This window comes from Algibacter sp. TI.3.09 (assembly GCF_038154905.1).
Classification (GTDB): domain Bacteria; phylum Bacteroidota; class Bacteroidia; order Flavobacteriales; family Flavobacteriaceae; genus Algibacter.
In genome coordinates, this window is the sequence record NZ_JBAKAN010000001.1 from 1,283,694 (window position 1) to 1,302,783 (window position 19,090).

Here is a 19,090-nt window from a genome sequence, read left to right on the forward strand (position 1 = left end):
TCCCTATTAGTATCAATTATGTTTCATTTAGATACAAATGTTCCAATTAACAACATGTGTACTAGCTTTTACCAAAAACATCCTTACTCTAAACTTGATATTATTTGTACTTTAGTTTTTTTAACCAACTACCAAATGAGACTTTTATTCTATATTGTAATGTTTAGCTGCTTTACAATATTTTTACATGCTAACAACGATCCTTATATATCCATTTGTAAAGTTACACCCGATGGAGGTGTTGCTTATTCTCAAGTAACGTCTATACTAGAGGATGATATGGGGTTTATTTGGTTTAGCACAAACAATGGTGTTTTCGCCTATAATTCAACTAAAACTAAACGGTATAGCCATGTACAAAATAACGACTCTACAATTCCATCCAACCGAATAAACAAACTTTACAAAGGCCATAATGGCAATATTTGGGTTGCCACAGAAAATGGACTTTGCGAATACCAACGTAGTAACGATTATTTTAAAAGATATTCCATTAAAGATAATTATGACAATAATATTGGTAAAAACATCACGTCTATATTTCAGGATAACAACCATACATTTTGGTTCTCGGACGAAAATGGTTTCGGGACTTTAGATCTAGAAAAAAATAGAGCTCTCTATAAAAAAACTAAAAATATTACAGGAAAAGTTAGCTGTATTTCTATTGATGACGAAGGCACTATTTGGGTATTTTATAATGATGGTGATATCTATTTTGCCACCAAAGGCTCCAACACTTTTCAGTTTTTAACAAAAGGATTAAAAAACCTAGTAAGGTCCGTTTTAATAGATAAAGATAATATCTGGATTGGTTACGAAGCCAAAGGCTTGCTGTGCGTTAATAAAATTGATAATAAAAAAACGCACTACTCCATAGAAGAAAACCGCCCAGATTATTTAAAGTTACCTAGTAACCAAGTTAGAAGTTTATTAAAAGATGAAAACAATAGAATTTGGGTAGCCACGTACAATGGTATTACTTTAATTGAGGACTTTAAAGTAAGCCACCACATTGATCAGCAAAAATATTCCGAACTCCCCAATCATTCCATTTGGTCTCTATATAAAGATTCTCAACAAAATATATGGATTGGTACTTGGATGGGTGGTTTAGCGTTTCATAGCGCGCACAATAATTCATTTATACGCTACAACCAATCAACTACAAAAAGAACTTTAAACGGTAATATTGTTAGCTGCTTTGCTCAAGTGCCAAATAGCGAGAATGTTTTGATTGGTTTAGATGACGGTGGAATAAACTATTACAATCCCGAAACTAACGTATTTAAAAACCTGCCTATTAACTACCAAGGCAAGGTTATTAAAAACATAAAATCTTTAGCTTACGATAAATACGAAACCTTGTGGGTTGGTACCTATGGAAACGGTGTACTGTACCGCGAAAAAGGAAAAACCAATTTTGAACATCTTGCTGTTAATTTTGAAACAGGATTTCAAGCGTTAGATATTTTAACTACTAATACTGGTGTTTGGGTTAGCGATTACCCTTTAGGCGCTTACTTTTATAATTTTGAAACTAAAGCCATTAAACGTTCTATACACAACCCACTAAATATCAAATCCATATCAAATAATAAAGTGCATTTTATTATTGAAGACAAAGAAGATAACGTTTGGTTTGCTACTCAAAACGGACTTAACCTATTGAAGAAAGGTAGTGACGAATTTATACATTATTTTCAGAATAAAAACCAACCACAAGGCGTATCTCACAATTATTTATACTGCATACATGAAGATAGTAATGGCTTTTTATGGTTAGGTACAAATGGTGGCGGACTTGATAAATTTGATCCTAAAACGGGAAGATTTGAAAATTACACCATTAAAAATGGCTTACCAGGAAACGAAGTATTTTCAATTCTCGAAGATGATAAAAAAAACCTTTGGTTAACAACCGAAAATGGATTGTGCAAATTCAATACGCAAACTAATATTGCCCAATCTTACATCACTAATAATAGCTTACAGAGTGACTTATTTCATCCTACATCGGCTTTAAAAGCCACTAATGACGATTTATTTTTTGGAGGCTCTAACGGTGTTATTCGCTTTTCACCTTCAAGAATTATAAAAAACCCTAAGCCACCAAAAACAAGTATTATATCGATAAAAGTTAACAATGAAAACATTCCTTTTAGCAGTAATATACCTTTAAAGTTACACCATACACAAAACTTTATCGGTTTTCAATTCACTTCTAACAACTATATAAATCCGAAGAAAAACATATTTAAATATCGCCTTTTAGGATTTAATGATCAATGGATTGAAACCGACTATACTGGCAAAGCCAATTTTACTAACATTCCTCCAAACCATTATGTTTTTGAAGTTAAAAGTGCTAATAATGATGGCGTATGGAATTTAGAATCTACAAAAATAAACATTAATATAATTCCTCCTATTTGGGCGAGATGGTATGCTTATGCATTGTATTTATTAGCCTTTATAGCTTCTATTTATTATTTTAGAAAACAAGTAATAAACCGTCAAAATTTAAAATCGCAAATAAAGTTAGAAAAAATACATCGTGAAAACGAAGAACAATTACACCAAATGAAACTTCAGTTTTTTACCAATATTTCTCATGAATTTAGAACACCACTTACCTTAATTCAAGGTCCTGTAAATAGATTATTAAAATTAGAAACCAACAACCCTAATTCTAACAAGCAACTAGAATTAATTAAAAATAATACCGATAGGTTACTTAGGCTTATCAATCAGTTTCTAGATTTTAGACGTGCCGATTCTGGTAAACTAAAACTACTTTCTGTAAATACAGATATTATAGCATTCTGTAAAGATGTATTTTATTGTTTTGAAGATCATGCTTTACAACGTGGTATTAATTTTCAGTTTATATCAGAAGTTCCTAACTTAAAAATTGATTTCGACACCGATAAGCTAGATAAGGTTTTGGTTAACATGCTCTCAAATGCTTTTAAGTATTCACCAGATAACACGAGTATAACATTAACTATTAAGAACAACAAAAAACCAAGTTTTAAGCCGAATTGGAATATATATACTGTGGGAGAACATATTAATGAAGATTATATTTCTATCAATATCTCTGACTTTGGATACGGTATTTCAGAAGAAACTCTTCCACAAATATTTGAAAGATTTTACCAAACAGAAAACAACTATAACCGAGGCACAGGAATAGGCCTTTCGCTATCTACCAACTATATTGCTATGCATAACGGGCAATTAATAGTAAGCACTTTAGAAGGTGAAGGATCTGCTTTCTGCATTTGTATACCTCAACACCAACCCAATACCACAACGCATATTGCCGATACATCGAGCATTACACAAACCAATAACTTTTCTTTTGAATCTTCGGAAATTAGAACTACCGAACATCAAATTGAAGAACACACAAAAAACCAAGAAGCCCTAATACTTATTACAGAAGATAACCTAGAGCTGCTAGAGTTTTTATCAAGTGCATTACAAAATCACTTTCGAATTGCCACAGCAAAAAACGGTAAAGAAGCCTATCAACAAATACATACATTATTTCCAGATTTAGTAATTTCAGATATTATGATGCCTGAAATGGATGGTGTTGAGCTCTGTGCCAAAATTAAAAATGATATTAGAATTAGTCATACGCCTGTAATATTACTTACAGCTTTAGATACTATAAAAGACAGAATATCAGGTATTAATTCTGGTGCAGATCTTTATGTTCCCAAACCGTTCAATGAAGATGTATTGATTGCTCAAATACACAACTTGCTAAACTCTAGAAAAGCACTTCGTTCTTTGTTTTCATCTCAACAAGAAGTTTGGAAAAGTGATATTGAAGTTCTAGACTTAGATAAAAAGTTTCTTTTAAATGCCATAAGTGTGGTTGAACAAAATATAAGTAATCCTGATTTTTCTGTTGAAGATTTAACCGATAAATTACACCTTAGTAGAACGCATTTACATAGAAAGCTAACATCATTAACCAATCAATCTGCCACAGAATTTATAAGAAGTATTAGACTAAAACATGCTGTTGAACTTATGAAAACAGGCGATTATTTAGTTAACGAAATTGGGTTTGCCGTAGGTTTTAATTCACACAACTACTTTTCTAAATCGTTTAAAAAACAATATGGAAAGACTCCTTCTGAATTTATAAAGGCAAACTTTGATGTTTCTGAAGAAAAAAAATAACACTTTATTTTTTCCAAGACAAAAACCGACTAGAACAAAACTGCTATAAATGATAAAACTTATTTACACATGGCCAAATAACAACCATATGCAAATAAGTTATAATTTAGGAATATAATTCCTCTGTAATAGAAATATAAAATTTAGTAACTCTAAAAACAGAATTGATTTAAAATCTATTAAAAAAACATGCTACATTTAGGCAAGCGAATTTATAGCAGTATATCTCTTTAATAATCTTTCTTTAGCATGCGTTTTACTTCTACTTCGCCATTTACACTTGTTATTTTCACCAAATAAAGACCTGTATTTAATGTGGTTACATCTATAATAGCTTTTTTAGAATTGAAATTATTTTGAGTTAAAACAACAGAACCGTTTATGTTGTAAAAATCTATATCTTGAATTATAGTTTTAGACTCTATTTCTAATCTATCATTTACAGGGTTTGGATACATTTTGAAGTTTGGTTCAATAGAAACTTCTGTCGACAACCCCGTTCTTACAATTGTTATGTAAGCTGGAGTATTATTGGCAGTATCTTCCTTTTCTCTTATTCTAAATTGTTCATTGGTAGAAGCGGCATCAACCATGTTTAATGAAACGATCTTGTTGCCCGCAATTTCAGCCTTAACATAATCGGTAATATCAATTTGATAAGAATCGTATCTAGAATCTACATCGCCATTTGATGAAAACACACCTGCTATTACTGTTGAAGCTTCGGGTGCATTGTTCCATGTTATGCTTTCCTCAGACCACGAATCGTCTTCTACTCCAAGCAACGTAATATCAAAAGCGCTTCCGTTAGACTGGTTTCCTGTTATATGTAAGGTTGCAGATTCAATTGCAACATACTCACTAACATCAAACTTCAACCAAGTCCGTCTTGAAAAATCTGCATTGGTTGGGCTTTCTTTTACAATCAATAATTCGCCATCATAATTTTTATTTGCGTTAGAGCCTCCTCGTGTAAAACTATCCTCTATAGCATAGAGTTTACCTCCTTCGTCATCAATATTACCATCATCTTCCAAAGCCAAAAAATCTCTAAAATTATAGATGTCTTTACTTATTTTTATTAGAGATGTTTTAAGTTCGGAATACCACTCCCCATTTGCATTTATAACACCTTTATTACTCGCGTCATCCTGAAACCTAAACCATTGATAACTTAAACAACCTTTACTTTCTAATAAATTAATAGCGAAGTTTTCAAAATACGCTGCTCTATCTGCTTGTGTAGGTACGTGATACCCTGCTCCACCACTATTATCTAAATCTACATCAAAACCCTTAGCATAAAACTCACTAATCATAAAAGGTTTTCCAGACTGCTCTGTCCACATTTCTAAGAGATTAGTATCAGGCTCAAATGGTCCATAATAATTAACACTAAATACATCTATATACGGTGCACTATCTTTATAAATAGACTCATAATTTTTTGCAGCACCATGTAATCTAGACCCCAAATAAAGCATATTTGGTGCATATTTTTTAATGGCAGTGTGTACAATTCTATAATAGGTACTCATTAAATAACCATGAAAATCGTTACGATCATCATTATCGATTACATAATCTGTTCCCTTTCTCTCAATCATCCAATCGTGAGCAGCTAAATAATTAGAATTTGCTTTGTCGATTATATCCAAATAACGATCTAACAATTCACCATATGTACTGTTCGAATAAATTGGCATTTCATTATCAGAAAACACACCAATACAATACGGATCATCTTTTTTTAAAGCCACAGTTTGCGCTAAATTATCGGCGTAGGATAAAAATGCTGTATCAAATACAGGAATAATTCCGTCTTTATATAGATCCTTATTTCCTTGAGATTCATTTTTGTAACCTAATATAAACAGTTCTCTAAAAACATATGGTATTTTATCTGAACTACTATTTATACTCTCAAAATCGGACCAATTAGCTAAATGATTAAAGCCAGCATCCTTTAAATCGTTAGGCAAACTTACGTTGGGATAATCTGATTCTACATTAACCGAATTTATTCCTATACCAAAATATAAATAGCCTTCTGGATCTACCATGTACCATTTATCATTATAGATTGCTGTTCTAAAATGCCCTGAAGCGGTTAGTTTTACGTCTAAAAAACCACCATACTGACTAAGTGCAGCTTCATTATTAGCATACTCTAATGTTCTTGAATTGTTTGTAGAACTCCCTGTGCTACCTCCTTTAAAGGTGGTTGGTATTACTGAAAAATCTTGTGCTTTTATAATTTGAATGTGACATAGTATTGCTATAAATATATATGCAACTTTGTAATTGTTTTTCATATGAGGGTATGTTTATGAGTTAGGCATTTCGTTTAAAAACACCTAACTCTATTAGTTATTAATTTAGTTTACCTGTTGCTATTCTATAACAAACTCGGCATATTGGGTATAAAACAAATCGATGGCGTTATCAAAAGGTTGATAAACACTTCTAAACTGTATGTTTTTTGAAGTATCAATATCTTCTAAAGAAATTTTGATAGTTTCTAAATTATCCAAATCGAGTTTAGCTTCCCGTTCAACATTATTAGAATCAAAATACATAAACTCACTGTATACATAGTCTGCAGGATCGCTAGAACTCATTGTGAACGTAATGTTATTGGTTGTTGTTTTATATGAAAGAATTTGTCTATTATTTAACGATGATATGTATATATCCCCAAGAGATTTCCCCGATCTAACAACAGGAATAGATTTATTTCCATAACTATCTAAATTAACAACTTCAAAAACATAACCTCCTTCTGGCAAGTTTTCAACTACGGCGCCAATAGTATCAATTACATTTGGTGTTACCGTAATAGGGATATCTAGAGAATCGGTTTTATCATTCCAAAAAATTCTTGCGCCCTTTATACTCAAATCCGATTGTACAAACCATTGTAATTTTAATCGATTATGTCCTGAAAAAGAAATTAGTGAATCTGGTTTTGCTGGATATATTGTTTCACCTTTATCTAAATATGGCTGATGTAAATCGTTCATTTCGGAACAATTATAAAACGCAATTAGAGTTAATGTTATTATTAATACTTTTTTCATTGGTGTGTGTTATTAGTTATTAATTGGCGCTCCAAAAAATTCAATTTCGGCATAAGTTACTTCCTTATATTCTGTATCCCAGTTTTGAATTTGTCTAATTCTAAGATACCTGTATGGTGGTGTACCACCTGGCATAAGGAATTCCATACCACCTTCTGAAAAGGGTCTATCAATAGCATTAATTTTTTCAACCCCTGGTAGGCCTGATGCTTTTATAACTTCAAATTCACTAATTAGCTCCCAGCCATCCATACCTTCTTCTCTCCAATTACCTGTTTCATGAGGATTGTCATCATTAGACCATACCCAGGCCCCATTAGTTTCTCTATCGATAAGACTTTGATCATTCGTTCCATACATCTCAAAGAAATGCATACCACCACGCGAATAACCATTCCACTCTGTAGCATAAATTTTAAAACGACTGTATAAGTTTATCTCCCCCATATCCATAGTATAATGCAGTGGAGAATATTGTTCTTCACTAGATAAAACAGTACTAAATGCATTAGATCTTGATTTGGTTATATCACCATCAAAAGCTCTTTCAAATCGTTGAGAATTTTGTTCTTCTGGTATATCCGTATCTAATCGTAATGCTTTCCATTTTGTTCTATCTAATTGTATTTCGTAAAGTGGCTTAAACTCCCCAACAAGTGTATCACTAATATTTCCCCATTGATCCTTTACAAAAAAACCTAATTCCACTTGCAACGTATCCATACCTCTTACATTTTGAAAATTAGTATTTGAAGCATCGTCATATACAGTTTCATAAGGCACAAAATCTCCAAATTCATCATGTCTTAAAATTGTAATCCCGAGATTATCAGCCTCTGCTTCATTTTGCCATTTTAATAAAACACCAGAAAAATCACTAGAAACTTCTAAAGATTCTCTCATACTAATATATGGCGGTGTTAACGGTATTACTTCTGCTACAACTTTGTCTGATCTGTTTCCACTTTTATCTACAGCATAAAGCTCAACTTCTTTTGGAAGCGTATCTCCGAAACCATTTACATATAAGTTTTGAGTGTATTTAGTCGCTACAGATTTTCTTTGTTGAACTTCATTAACGTAATATATAGCCTCAACATGAGAAAAATCTTCATCTGTAGGAATATCATAAGTGATTTTTGCGCCTCCAGGCGTGCCTTCACTTAGAACATTTGATATCATATCTGGGGCTGTTCCATCGGATGCTGGTTGCCCAATAAACTCCTCGCTACCACAAGCAACGATAAAAATAAATAAGCTAATTAAGGATATTTTATATTTCGTTTTCATAATTATTGTTTTTAAATTAAAGATAAGACTACCAACCTCCATTTTGAATTAAATTAGGATTAGACAAAATTTCACTAGTTTCTATAGGCCATAAATTATTTTTAAATGAATATGTAGGTACTCCCAAAACATTTGGCACATAATAATCTAAAGGCTCATTACCCAAATAATTCCAACCTCTAAAAGGTATATTCATATAATACTCTGCTAATTTCCATCGTTTTAAATCCCAAAATCTATGTCCTTCAAAAACCAATTCTATTAAACGTTCTTGACGAACAATATCTCTGAACCCTTCTTTCGTTGATGGTTTAGATGGGTTTACTGAATAATTAGCCCAAGATTCTACAACGCCTTTCAGGTTAGCTCTTTCTCTCACTTTATCTATATAAATATAAGCTGTGGCTCTATCGTCCACCTCGTTTGCACATTCTGCATATAATAAATATAAATCGGCCAAACGCATCTCTGGAAAAGCGTAACTTTCTCTACTGTAATCCATATCAGTACTGCTGATAACATTATCGTAATTAACTAACTTTTTAGGAAAATACCCCGTTTGAGAATATACTCCAGAACCAATAGCTGTACCTGAATATTCTGAAGCTCTAGCTTCTACATAATGATCTTCAAAGCCTGCTTGTCCTCCTGAAGAGTTGTATTGTGCAGGGTTTCCATACCATATGCCTCTATCAAAGCCTAAGCTACCATAAAAACGCACCTCTCTGTTCATGTGCAAATTTATAGTGGTTTCTCCATCTTTTACAAAGTATTGGTTATCTGGCACACCGTTCCCATCAGTATCACTATCATTATCAACATCATAATCTATTAACCCATACCGATCTGCATAATTCCAATTTAAATCTTCATCAATAGGCACGCCGTTTTTAGTATAAAACATTTCTGCTATACGTAATGTAGGCGAATAGAATCCCATAGCTTCAACGTTATCTTGAAATTTAACATGTGTTCTTGCTTGGGCATGGTTTTGGATTCTTCCTGCTAATCCTCTAGTAGAAACAAATATTTTCTCGTCGGTCCAACGTTCTGATAGTGATTGCTGTATCGTTAAAACATTCACTATTTCCTCTGGTACATCTTCTCGAGCAACATTAGCTGGTAAATACTGCATATCACTAGTATCAAACTTAAAAAGTTGAATACCCGCAAATTCTAAAGTATCTACTGCCATTTTGCAGGCATCTGCAGCCAATTGCCATTTATTAGCATCATAATCAGAAAAAAGACGTGTTCCATTCATATCTATCATATTAGCATACTCAGTATTTCCATTAAATAATGGGCTAGCTCCTGTAGCCAATACTTTAGCTCGCATGGCTAATGCCGCACCTTTTGTAACTCGCCCCAACTCATTTTCTCTATCGTTTATAAGTAGAGGTAAGTTTGTACTTGCTTCTAGAAATAAATCAGCGATATAATTTACACACTCATCCACTGGACTTCTAAATTTATGAATTTCCGATATATCCGCATCTATTGGCAAATTGATATCGTTTAGTATAATTGGTCCATACATTCTAAATAAATAAAAGTTATAGTATGCTTTTAAAAATTTAACTTCAGAAATCCAACGCTTTCTTAAATCTTCATCCATATATACTAGGCTGTTAATGTTTTCTAAAAACACGTTACAATCATTAATACCTAAGTATAAATTTGAACCGTTTTTACCACCACTCCAATAATCCAAATAAGAAATATCAGCTTCTTGAGCACCTAACGCTAATTCCGAATTAACTAAATGTGCTGGCTCTTCTCCTCTAATTAGAGAATTCACTCTGTAGGATGCATCTCCCCCGTAAAAGCCAACGTTGTTTTTAGGCTCCCCTAAACTTGGCATATGGCTATAACATGTAAATAAAAAGCTCTCTGCCGAGTTTTCATCATCAAAAGCATCAGCAATTGTTGCTACATTATCTGGTACAATATCGAGATAATCCGAACACCCTGTAATGACCACAGATAGTGTAAATATTATAAATATGTGTTTTATATTAGTTTTCATATTGATGTCATTTTTTAAAATTCAAGTCTAATACCTAAGTTAAATACTTTTTGAACTGGGTAATTGTATGGATCTCCAGAAAGTGACACATCCCATAAATCGAACTTACTAATGGTAAATAAATTTGTTGCAGAACAATAAAGTCTTCCGCTTTGCAACAGAGGTAGTTTACTTTTTATAAAATCTTTAGAAATATTATAACCTAGTTCCACTTGTCTTAATCTTAGATAAGAGCCATCTCTTAACCACCATGTACTATTTACACGATTATTATCACTTCTTGCATGTGTTAATCTTGGATAAAGTGCATAAGGATCTTTGTTATCTTCCGACCAATGATCTTGTGCATAAATATCTAGTAACTGATTGATAGCTTCCCCTTCATCAACACTATATTGGTAAAATGGTTGTGTACCAGAAGAATCTATAAAAAAGGATGTACGTGCTATACCATTGAAGAAACAGCTGAAATCCCAGTTTTTGTATCCTGTTGAAAATCCAAATCCGTAGTTTATTTCAGGAGATGAAGGGTACCCAATTGGCACTCTATCTTCACTATCAATAACACCATCTCCATTAATATCTTTGTATTTAATATCTCCAGGACCATAACCTTCATAAGAATTTTGTACACCTATTTGCAATGGTGAGTTTATTACATCATCTTGATCATAAAATAAACGTTCTGCTACATAGCCATAATTTTGCCTAATAGGTTGCCCTATTCTACTTCTCCATGGCGCGTTGGTATAATCAGGCTCATCATAAGCCAAAAACTCACTAGTTGCATAAGTGAAATTAGCCATAGTTTGAATCCAGAAATCTTTATTTACATGATGGTTCCCTCTTAATGAAAACTCAAATCCACGACTCTCAGCTTCACCTGAGTTTGCATATAAATTTGTTGATAATCCTAAACTTGCAGGAATTTCTGAACGCTCCATAAAAATATCATGTCGTTTATCAAAAAAGTACTCAGCAGTAATGTCTAATTTATTGTTAAACAAGCCTAAATCTACCGCTAAGTTAAATTTTTCAGCATTCTCCCAAGTAATCGCGCTATTAGCATATCTATTAATAGCTACACCATTTACAGTATATTCTCGGTCTTCACCAAAGGTTGCAGAATTACCACTGTTGTTTAGATTTACTTCTGATAAATAAAAGAAACGATCACTAGCGCTACCAATAGCATCATTACCAACTAAACCATAAGACGATCGGATTCTGAATTTATTCACCACATCTTCTAAAGGTTCCCAAAATTTTTCTTTGGAAACATACCAACCTGCTCCAATAGACGGAAAAAAACCGAATCTATGATCTGCAGAAAAACGCTCAGATCCATTATACCCAAAATTACCTTCGATAAAATATCTGTCTTTATAAGCATAATTTAATCTACCCGCTAAACCTAAATTTCGATTAGGTAAAGAGTTTTGCAAGTTAGAAGCTGTATTATTCTTTTCTTCACGCATGGTATAAACCAATGTTGCCCCTATTTGATGATCATCATTTAATTGTTTGTTATAATTAGCTGCACCTTCTAAATAAAAAACAGCAGACACCTCACTTGAAGACGGCGAATAATCAATAGCATCTTCAGGGTTACTTTCTTCGTTGAGCCATGCTAACTCGTAGTCTCCTGTGTATTTATCATACCTCCCAACATTATAATAAAATGGTCTATACTGTCTTCTGGTTTGAAAATAAGAAGAGTTATCATAACCTACTTTTAACCTAACATTAAAATCTTTTGAGAATTCTTTAGATAAATTAATTTGTCCACTTAATTTAGACCTAGTGTAATCTCTATATCCTTTTACAGATTCTGCGTAAGGATTAATATAATCGGCACCTTCTAAGTAATTCCCAAATAATATTTGTGTAGCATACTGGTTAGCAGCATCTGGCTCATAATATGCTGGATATAAAACAGGACTTGTTTTTCCTACCATATCAAAAACCGTTTGTGCACCATCTAGAGGCCCTGTATAGTCATCCAAAGCTAAATAAAACTGTACTTTTGCTTTAAAACTCGGGGTTATGTTAATATTGTTATTAGAACGTATTTGTATTTTATTTAAATTAATCCCAGAATTAAAATTATTCCTATCATCTACATTTAATATACCTGTATCATTAGTATATGTTCCAGATAAATAATACTTGGCAACCTTACCTCCACCAGAAACATTCAAGTTTAAACGCTTATTAATGGCATGATCTTTAAACAATGTGCCATACCAATCTGTAGCAGGAAATATTTGTGGATCAACATTGTTTTGTACATTATCTATTTCATTTTGTGTAAATACACGGTTTACAATTTCGCCTCCATTGCTAGATGTAAAAACAGCCTCATTCCATAAATTCATATACGTTACAGGATCTGCAAACTCAATATCTTTAACGTTGGATGATAAATAGGTTTCGTATTTAAAAGATATTTTCGCTTTTCCTTCTTCTCCTTCTTTAGTATTCACTAAAACAACACCATTTGCACCTCGCGAACCATATAAAGCCGCTGCCGAGGCATCTTTCATAATAGAAAAACTTTCTATATCATCTACATCCATTCTGGCCAAATCGTCTACACTAGATTCCATACCATCAATTAAAATTAAAGGGGAGGTACGATACCCGAATGTTGATACACCACGTATAAAAAACTCAGCATTATCATTGCCAGGTTCTCCCGATGTTTGATAAGATATAACTCCAGGAATTCGACCAGAAAATGATGCTGTTAAATTACTTGAAGGTATTTTTAACTCTTGAGGTTTTACTGTGGTTATAGAAGCCACTACACTTTCCTTTTTTTGTTGCCCGTAAGCGACAACGGTGACCTCGTCTAATTTGGCTGTATCTACCTGTAGAATAATGTTAAATTTAGTTTTTCCTTCAACAGGAATTTCTTGCTTAAGAAATCCCACATAGGTAATTACCAACACATCTGTCGGCTTTACTTTTAAAATAAAGTTTCCATCAAAATCTGTAGATGTACCTCCTTTATCTCCTTTTAGCATAATATTTACTCCTGCTAAGGGTAAACTATTATCTGAGGCAATAACAGTGCCTTCGATTATTAAATCTTGTTCATCTAATAAAGTGACACCGCTATTTTCAATACCCAATGCATGGGAGGAATAATGTAATGGCATTATCACATAAAAAAAGAACACCATTTTGAGTAATTTACAAAAATACTGTTTCATCCAGTTCGGTTAGTTTAGTTTAGTTAGTAATTTAGTTAGGTTAATTTCTATTTCTATCTATATTTTTATTTTGAGTATAGAAGAACACTCACTGATATAGAAAACTCAATAACAAATAGTTAATGACTGAAAATAGAGATCACTCAAAATTAAAAAGTAACGAGAACGAGAAGTGGAACTATTGTATCGACTTTGTAGTAAAGTTGTTACATTCTAGGGGTTATGTAACAAAAAGCAACATATGTACTAATTGAAATTACGTTATAAACTAAAGAGAACTAAACATATACAAGTAAAAACAGCTTTACTATTAAATATTAGACGCCGCATAAGAAGTTTTTCTTTTATGGAGAGAACAAAACGTTGGCATTAGTGGAAGAAACGGCAAAATAGCATGCAATAAAAAAACCACAACATGTATGCTGTGGTTTTTTTATTATATTATTCTTTACGCTAGATACTCTTGACGGCACTCGTTACAAACGAGAGCTGGTAGAGGGCTTTCTATATTCTATATCTATAGAATTGTATTTTCCCCACTCGTGCCACATCTATAATCGAAGAACCTGGAGCGCTTTTGTAAAGCGTGACTAATTGTTTTCCTATTTCAAATTACCATAGAGCATGTACTTTAACCGAAGGGTTTTAAAATAGGATGGTCGAATAAATAAATATTTGCATTGCAAATACTAAAAAAAATTAGACACACTTCACAGAAGTGCGCCAGAGTTACGGATATGTCGCGCAAGTGGATTAATAGTTTAAATGAATTGACAACTTTGTTTACTACTTATTACGCGAGCTTGCTGCTTATGCTAGTGGGGGAAATCACTATTAATAATGAAAACGTTATACATATGTGAAATTTTATTTTCACCTTATTTGTAAAAAAAACCGAAAAACAACTAAGATATAATCGTATTATCATAAAGTAAGTCTATATTTAATAAAGGTTTTGTTTCCTTTAAAACTTCTTGAGATCTATATATAACAAAAGATGAAATTATTATGCTTCCCTCATTATCCGTTAATGCATAAGGAGATAAGTGCGTCTTTTTTCCCTTTCCAAATAATCTAATTTTTGGATAATCCTTCTCTAACATCTCATGCCAATTTTTCAAATCAGCACCTGGAATAATACTAAAATATTCAATTTCTTCAGTCAAATTAAAAACTCCTTCATCATTAAATTTCTTTCCAACTAAAGGTTCTATTTTTTTTATATTATTTGTGGAATATATAGGGTATGTAAATGGATTTATCCCCCAAGTTATCATTATTATCTCCGCATGAAAAAGTTTTTCTATTATTTCACTATTACTAAATTCGTACACTAAATCCAACTGTTTCTTACCGTACTCATCTTCGATTACCTCTTTCATTTTAGGTAAGTCCACAATTAAAAATCCAAGATGACTAAAGCCATCAAAATGTTTTTGAACTAAAAAATTTTCATTATTGACTTTGGTTGACTTTAATGAAAAATTAATATAAATATTTAAAATATTTTTAGGAATAGGAATAGTTTCCAATACTCCATATGAGTGGTTAGGAAGTTCTTCGTACACACAAATATTTATATTATATCTTCCTTCTTCTAAAACCGTTTTTGGTTTAAAATTTATTAATTCATCTTCGCTTTGTAATTGTAACTCTGATTTACTATTAATTTCAATCTCCGATTCTATACTGTAAATAGGTTCGCCAAATAATTCAATAGGGAAAGTCTTTGATTCTAAATCGAAATCAAAAATAAATCTCAAGTTAAAAGATTTTTCAATTTCTAATTTTATGTTTAGAGGAACCTTTTCTTCATTTGAATTTAATATCAGTTGTTTCAAAATACTCGAATTACCTCTGTAACCAAAAGTTTCTAATTTATTCATAAATATATTTTAGCATTTTCCTTTTTTTCCATTTGAAATAATTAAATGTAAGTCTTCTTTAAATTTTAGCAATTCTGGCCTAACTCATGCCACATCTCTAATAGTCAAACCTCGCGAGTTTTTCTAAAGCGTGACTAATTGATAAATTAAAGATAATAAATTGCATTGCAAATTCTAAAAAAAATTAGACACACTTCACAGAAGTGCGCCAGAGTTGCGGATATGGCGCGCGAGGGGTATGCTTCTCTATCGGATAATAAAAAGTTTGTAAAATATTCTTCGAAGGGTTTACCAACCTCCAATAATCTTACGTTCTTTATGTTGTGATGATGTACGCTCTGGAGTAGCAAAAGATCCCGGATATAAAGGTTTAGGAAAACCTTCTGCTTTTCTACGTTCAAAATCTTGTAATCTATATTCGTCAAAAGCTGTGCCGGGAGGTAATGGACGGTTTTTATCCATATACCATACCATAAAAGACCAATCTTCTAACACATCGCCTCCCATAACATCAGTACTGGTATACCCATTGGGGTGTAGTAAAGATAACCTAGGTGTTGTAGGCGCTACACCAACATTTTTCATAGACCATGCCGCTAAACAATCTTTAAAGGGCATGGTAAAGGGTTTGCCATAAAAATAATTAGGAAACGTAATATTTCCATTCATTCTATCTAATATTAATTCTTTTTTTGGGTGGGTATAATAATAAATAATATGTAAACAGCCAATTATAAAAAGTAAAGATGTAAAAAGTAGACTAACATCTTTATTATGAGATAGTCTTACAATTATAGTTAATAATAATGCTCCATAAAATAAAAAACCTATATGTTTATATGTATCCATTGCAATAGCCTCATTCATTATAAAAAATTCATTATCTACACGGATATAATATTCAGGATTATTTACCTCCTCTTTTTTTATACGGCGCTTAACATCCCTATCAACGCAATGGGGCAAATAGCCTCCATGTTTACCATATCGTTTTTTTATCTTCATTATATCATAATTTACCTTTATATTCTTTACCCCAATCCATTAAACCCTCTATGGTATCTATACGTACGTTCTTATAATAAAAATCCCTTGCTTGCGCAAGCAACCATTATAGCTAGTGCGAGCGTCACGCTTGTACTCATAATTAATTACTAGCTTCATTATTATAGCATACCTAAATTCATTCCATCATTATCTATTTTTAATATGGTTTCATCATCTGAATAGTTTCTTGCACTACTATATTCCCAATCCCCAAAGCCATTTTGTGGTTGTAGAATTTATACTTTCTACTCATTACTTAAAAGTACAAAAGCTATCTAAATAGATAGCTTTTGTATTTTATTTTTTTGTAAAACTTACCGGTATGGCACTTGTTACAAACGAGCGCCAGCGAGGGTTATTAAGTCAATATTTGTCGTTTTTTTATTATCACATAACCTTCCACAAGGTTTATATCTACTTTTTAAGTTGCAATGGTAATATTTTATAAACAGATTTTTCTGCCTTAAAGATATTCTTTGATAATTCTTCAAACGCTATTTTATCATTGTCCTCAGGGTTCCAATCTTCTCTTCCTAAGTTAAAATCGGTATAGTATGCTTCCCAACTTGTATACTTTTGGCGTGCTAATTCTAATGTTTTTGCTCCTATTTCTTTAACTTCTTCCTTATTTAAATATCCAGATGCATACCCCATACAAGCATTATTAATTATTCGTGCATAGTCCCACGATTTATATTTATAATCTCTAGTTTGCAAATCCGTAATAGACTCTAATAAGCTAGATTTATTTGTTATATCCCACATGCTTCTTAACATACGTTGAGCACCAGATTTATCTGTGGTTTCAAAAGGAAATTCATATAACTCTTTATATCCTGCTACAATATCCTCGTCTGTGTTATAATCACTTAACATACTATTTACTTCAGCTATGCCTCCATAACCATTTGTAAAATAGATACCACCCAACATAAAACTACTTAAAGTTTCATCTTGTAATGGCTTTTTATCGGTTTTAGATCCGCAAGAGATTCCTACAACAGCAACTAACATTAAGGCTATACTTTTCAATTTTAAAATTCTCATATTTTATTTATAGTTTATTTCTCACAAATAACGTTATTTATTATTGGTTATGTCATTAATTAACCGAAAATTTATTACCTATTATTTTAAATTCTTGTATGAAAAACATTATAATTTAATAAAAACCAATATTGTCAATTTTCAATACTGTATGGCCACCTGCAAAGTTTTTAGTGCTACTATATTGCCAAATGTATTGCATTGTTAACAAAACAAAAAACAACGGGGTTAATATAGATGTAGTCTATTTTTTGTTTTATAACTGAAGTACTCCATAATTTAATAGGTTCGCTGTGGTGTTGACAAAATTGTTGTTTTGAGATATTACCTTTTTCTCTTCTGCAATAGTCTATACTTTCTACTTATTACTTAAAAACACAAAAAGCTACCTAAATGAATAGATAGCTTTTATTTTTAATTCTTTTGTAGAACTTACTCGATACGGCACTCGTTACAAACGAGCGCTAGCGGGGGAACTACCAAATTAGAACAGAGCCATTATCTTTAGATATTTTTGTTTCCAAAAATTCAGATTCTGGAGGGAGTTTACCTTTCCAACCTACCATTATATTTCCTTTTCTATAAATATTAAATATGTCCACAAAAAAAATAGGATAATTGTCGTCTAACTCTTTAAAATACAATTCATTCATATGGAATAAGATGATTTGTTGTAAACGAAAATCTGTTTTTATATCATTGTCCATCATGAATTGATTACAGATGTTGTCTATTTTGCTAAAGTCAATAATTTGCCTGTTTTTTTTTGATAATTTATTCCATGTGTTTTGATGATCCTTTCTTCTATTGGTATATAGATATGATAAAGATCTTCTCATCGCTTCGTTTATTAAATTCTCTAAACAAATAGCTTCGTTTGTATTTGGTTTACTACGTAGGGCTTCTAAACTTTGTTTTTTATCAATATTTATTACATCATAATAATTGTTATCAATATTTAATTTATTACCGACATTAGAAAACCAATTGATGGTAGAAAGTTCTTCTACAAACTGACTCATTTGATTGTTGAGTTCAATTTTTTTTAAAAATTCAAACATTATTTATTATTTTATTTATCTGTAAGCTGTCCCACTCGTGCCACATCTATAATCGCAGAACCTGACGCGCTTTTGTAAAGCGTGACTAATTGTTTTCCTATTTCAAATTACCATAGAGCATGTACTTTAACCGAAGGGTTTTAAAATAGGTTGGTCGAATAAATTAATCTACCCAATCAATTATTGTTATTGTCACAAATGTTGGAACAGTACTATCTATAACTTTATA

General features: G+C 32.0%; 10 protein-coding genes. 1 reads left to right on the forward strand and 9 read right to left on the reverse strand.

What is annotated here, in order from left to right; translation table 11 throughout:
• Positions 1 to 135 precede the first annotated feature (135 nt).
• A complete protein-coding gene (locus V6246_RS05080) occupies positions 136 to 4,203 on the forward strand; it encodes a two-component regulator propeller domain-containing protein (RefSeq protein WP_341559363.1) in 4,068 nt (1,355 codons plus the stop codon).
• Positions 4,204 to 4,433: 230 nt separating this feature from the next.
• Here V6246_RS05080 and V6246_RS05085 read toward each other — a convergent pair whose 3' ends face one another.
• The 9 genes from V6246_RS05085 to V6246_RS05125 form a co-directional block, all read right to left on the reverse strand.
• The gene (locus V6246_RS05085) at positions 4,434 to 6,518 is read right to left on the reverse strand and encodes a CBM96 family carbohydrate-binding protein (protein WP_341559365.1); all 2,085 of its coding nucleotides are present in this window, start codon (positions 6,516 to 6,518) and stop codon (positions 4,434 to 4,436) included.
• A gap of 78 nt (positions 6,519 to 6,596) precedes the next feature.
• On the reverse strand, positions 6,597 to 7,283 hold the full coding sequence (locus tag V6246_RS05090; RefSeq protein WP_341559366.1) for a DUF4998 domain-containing protein: 687 nt from the start codon (positions 7,281 to 7,283) through the stop codon (positions 6,597 to 6,599).
• Between the two features lie 12 nt (positions 7,284 to 7,295).
• Entirely contained in the window at positions 7,296 to 8,573 is a 1,278-nt protein-coding gene (locus tag V6246_RS05095) for a DUF5126 domain-containing protein (protein WP_341559367.1), read from the reverse strand.
• A 28-nt stretch (positions 8,574 to 8,601) separates the two neighbouring features.
• Complete coding sequence (locus V6246_RS05100; RefSeq protein ID WP_341559368.1) at positions 8,602 to 10,602, reverse strand: RagB/SusD family nutrient uptake outer membrane protein; 2,001 nt, start codon at positions 10,600 to 10,602, stop codon at positions 8,602 to 8,604.
• A gap of 14 nt (positions 10,603 to 10,616) precedes the next feature.
• A complete protein-coding gene (locus V6246_RS05105) occupies positions 10,617 to 13,820 on the reverse strand; it encodes a SusC/RagA family TonB-linked outer membrane protein (RefSeq protein ID WP_341559369.1) in 3,204 nt (1,067 codons plus the stop codon).
• 905 nt (positions 13,821 to 14,725) lie between these two features.
• Positions 14,726 to 15,706: a hypothetical protein gene (locus V6246_RS05110; RefSeq protein ID WP_341559370.1), complete on the reverse strand. Its 981-nt coding sequence runs from the start codon at positions 15,704 to 15,706 to the stop codon at positions 14,726 to 14,728.
• 288 nt (positions 15,707 to 15,994) lie between these two features.
• Complete coding sequence (locus V6246_RS05115) at positions 15,995 to 16,711, reverse strand: hypothetical protein (protein WP_341559371.1); 717 nt, start codon at positions 16,709 to 16,711, stop codon at positions 15,995 to 15,997.
• 456 nt (positions 16,712 to 17,167) lie between these two features.
• Complete coding sequence (locus V6246_RS05120) at positions 17,168 to 17,800, reverse strand: DUF1266 domain-containing protein (protein ID WP_341559373.1); 633 nt, start codon at positions 17,798 to 17,800, stop codon at positions 17,168 to 17,170.
• A 476-nt stretch (positions 17,801 to 18,276) separates the two neighbouring features.
• Positions 18,277 to 18,861: a hypothetical protein gene (locus tag V6246_RS05125; protein ID WP_341559374.1), complete on the reverse strand. Its 585-nt coding sequence runs from the start codon at positions 18,859 to 18,861 to the stop codon at positions 18,277 to 18,279.
• Between the last annotated feature and the right edge of the window lie 229 nt (positions 18,862 to 19,090).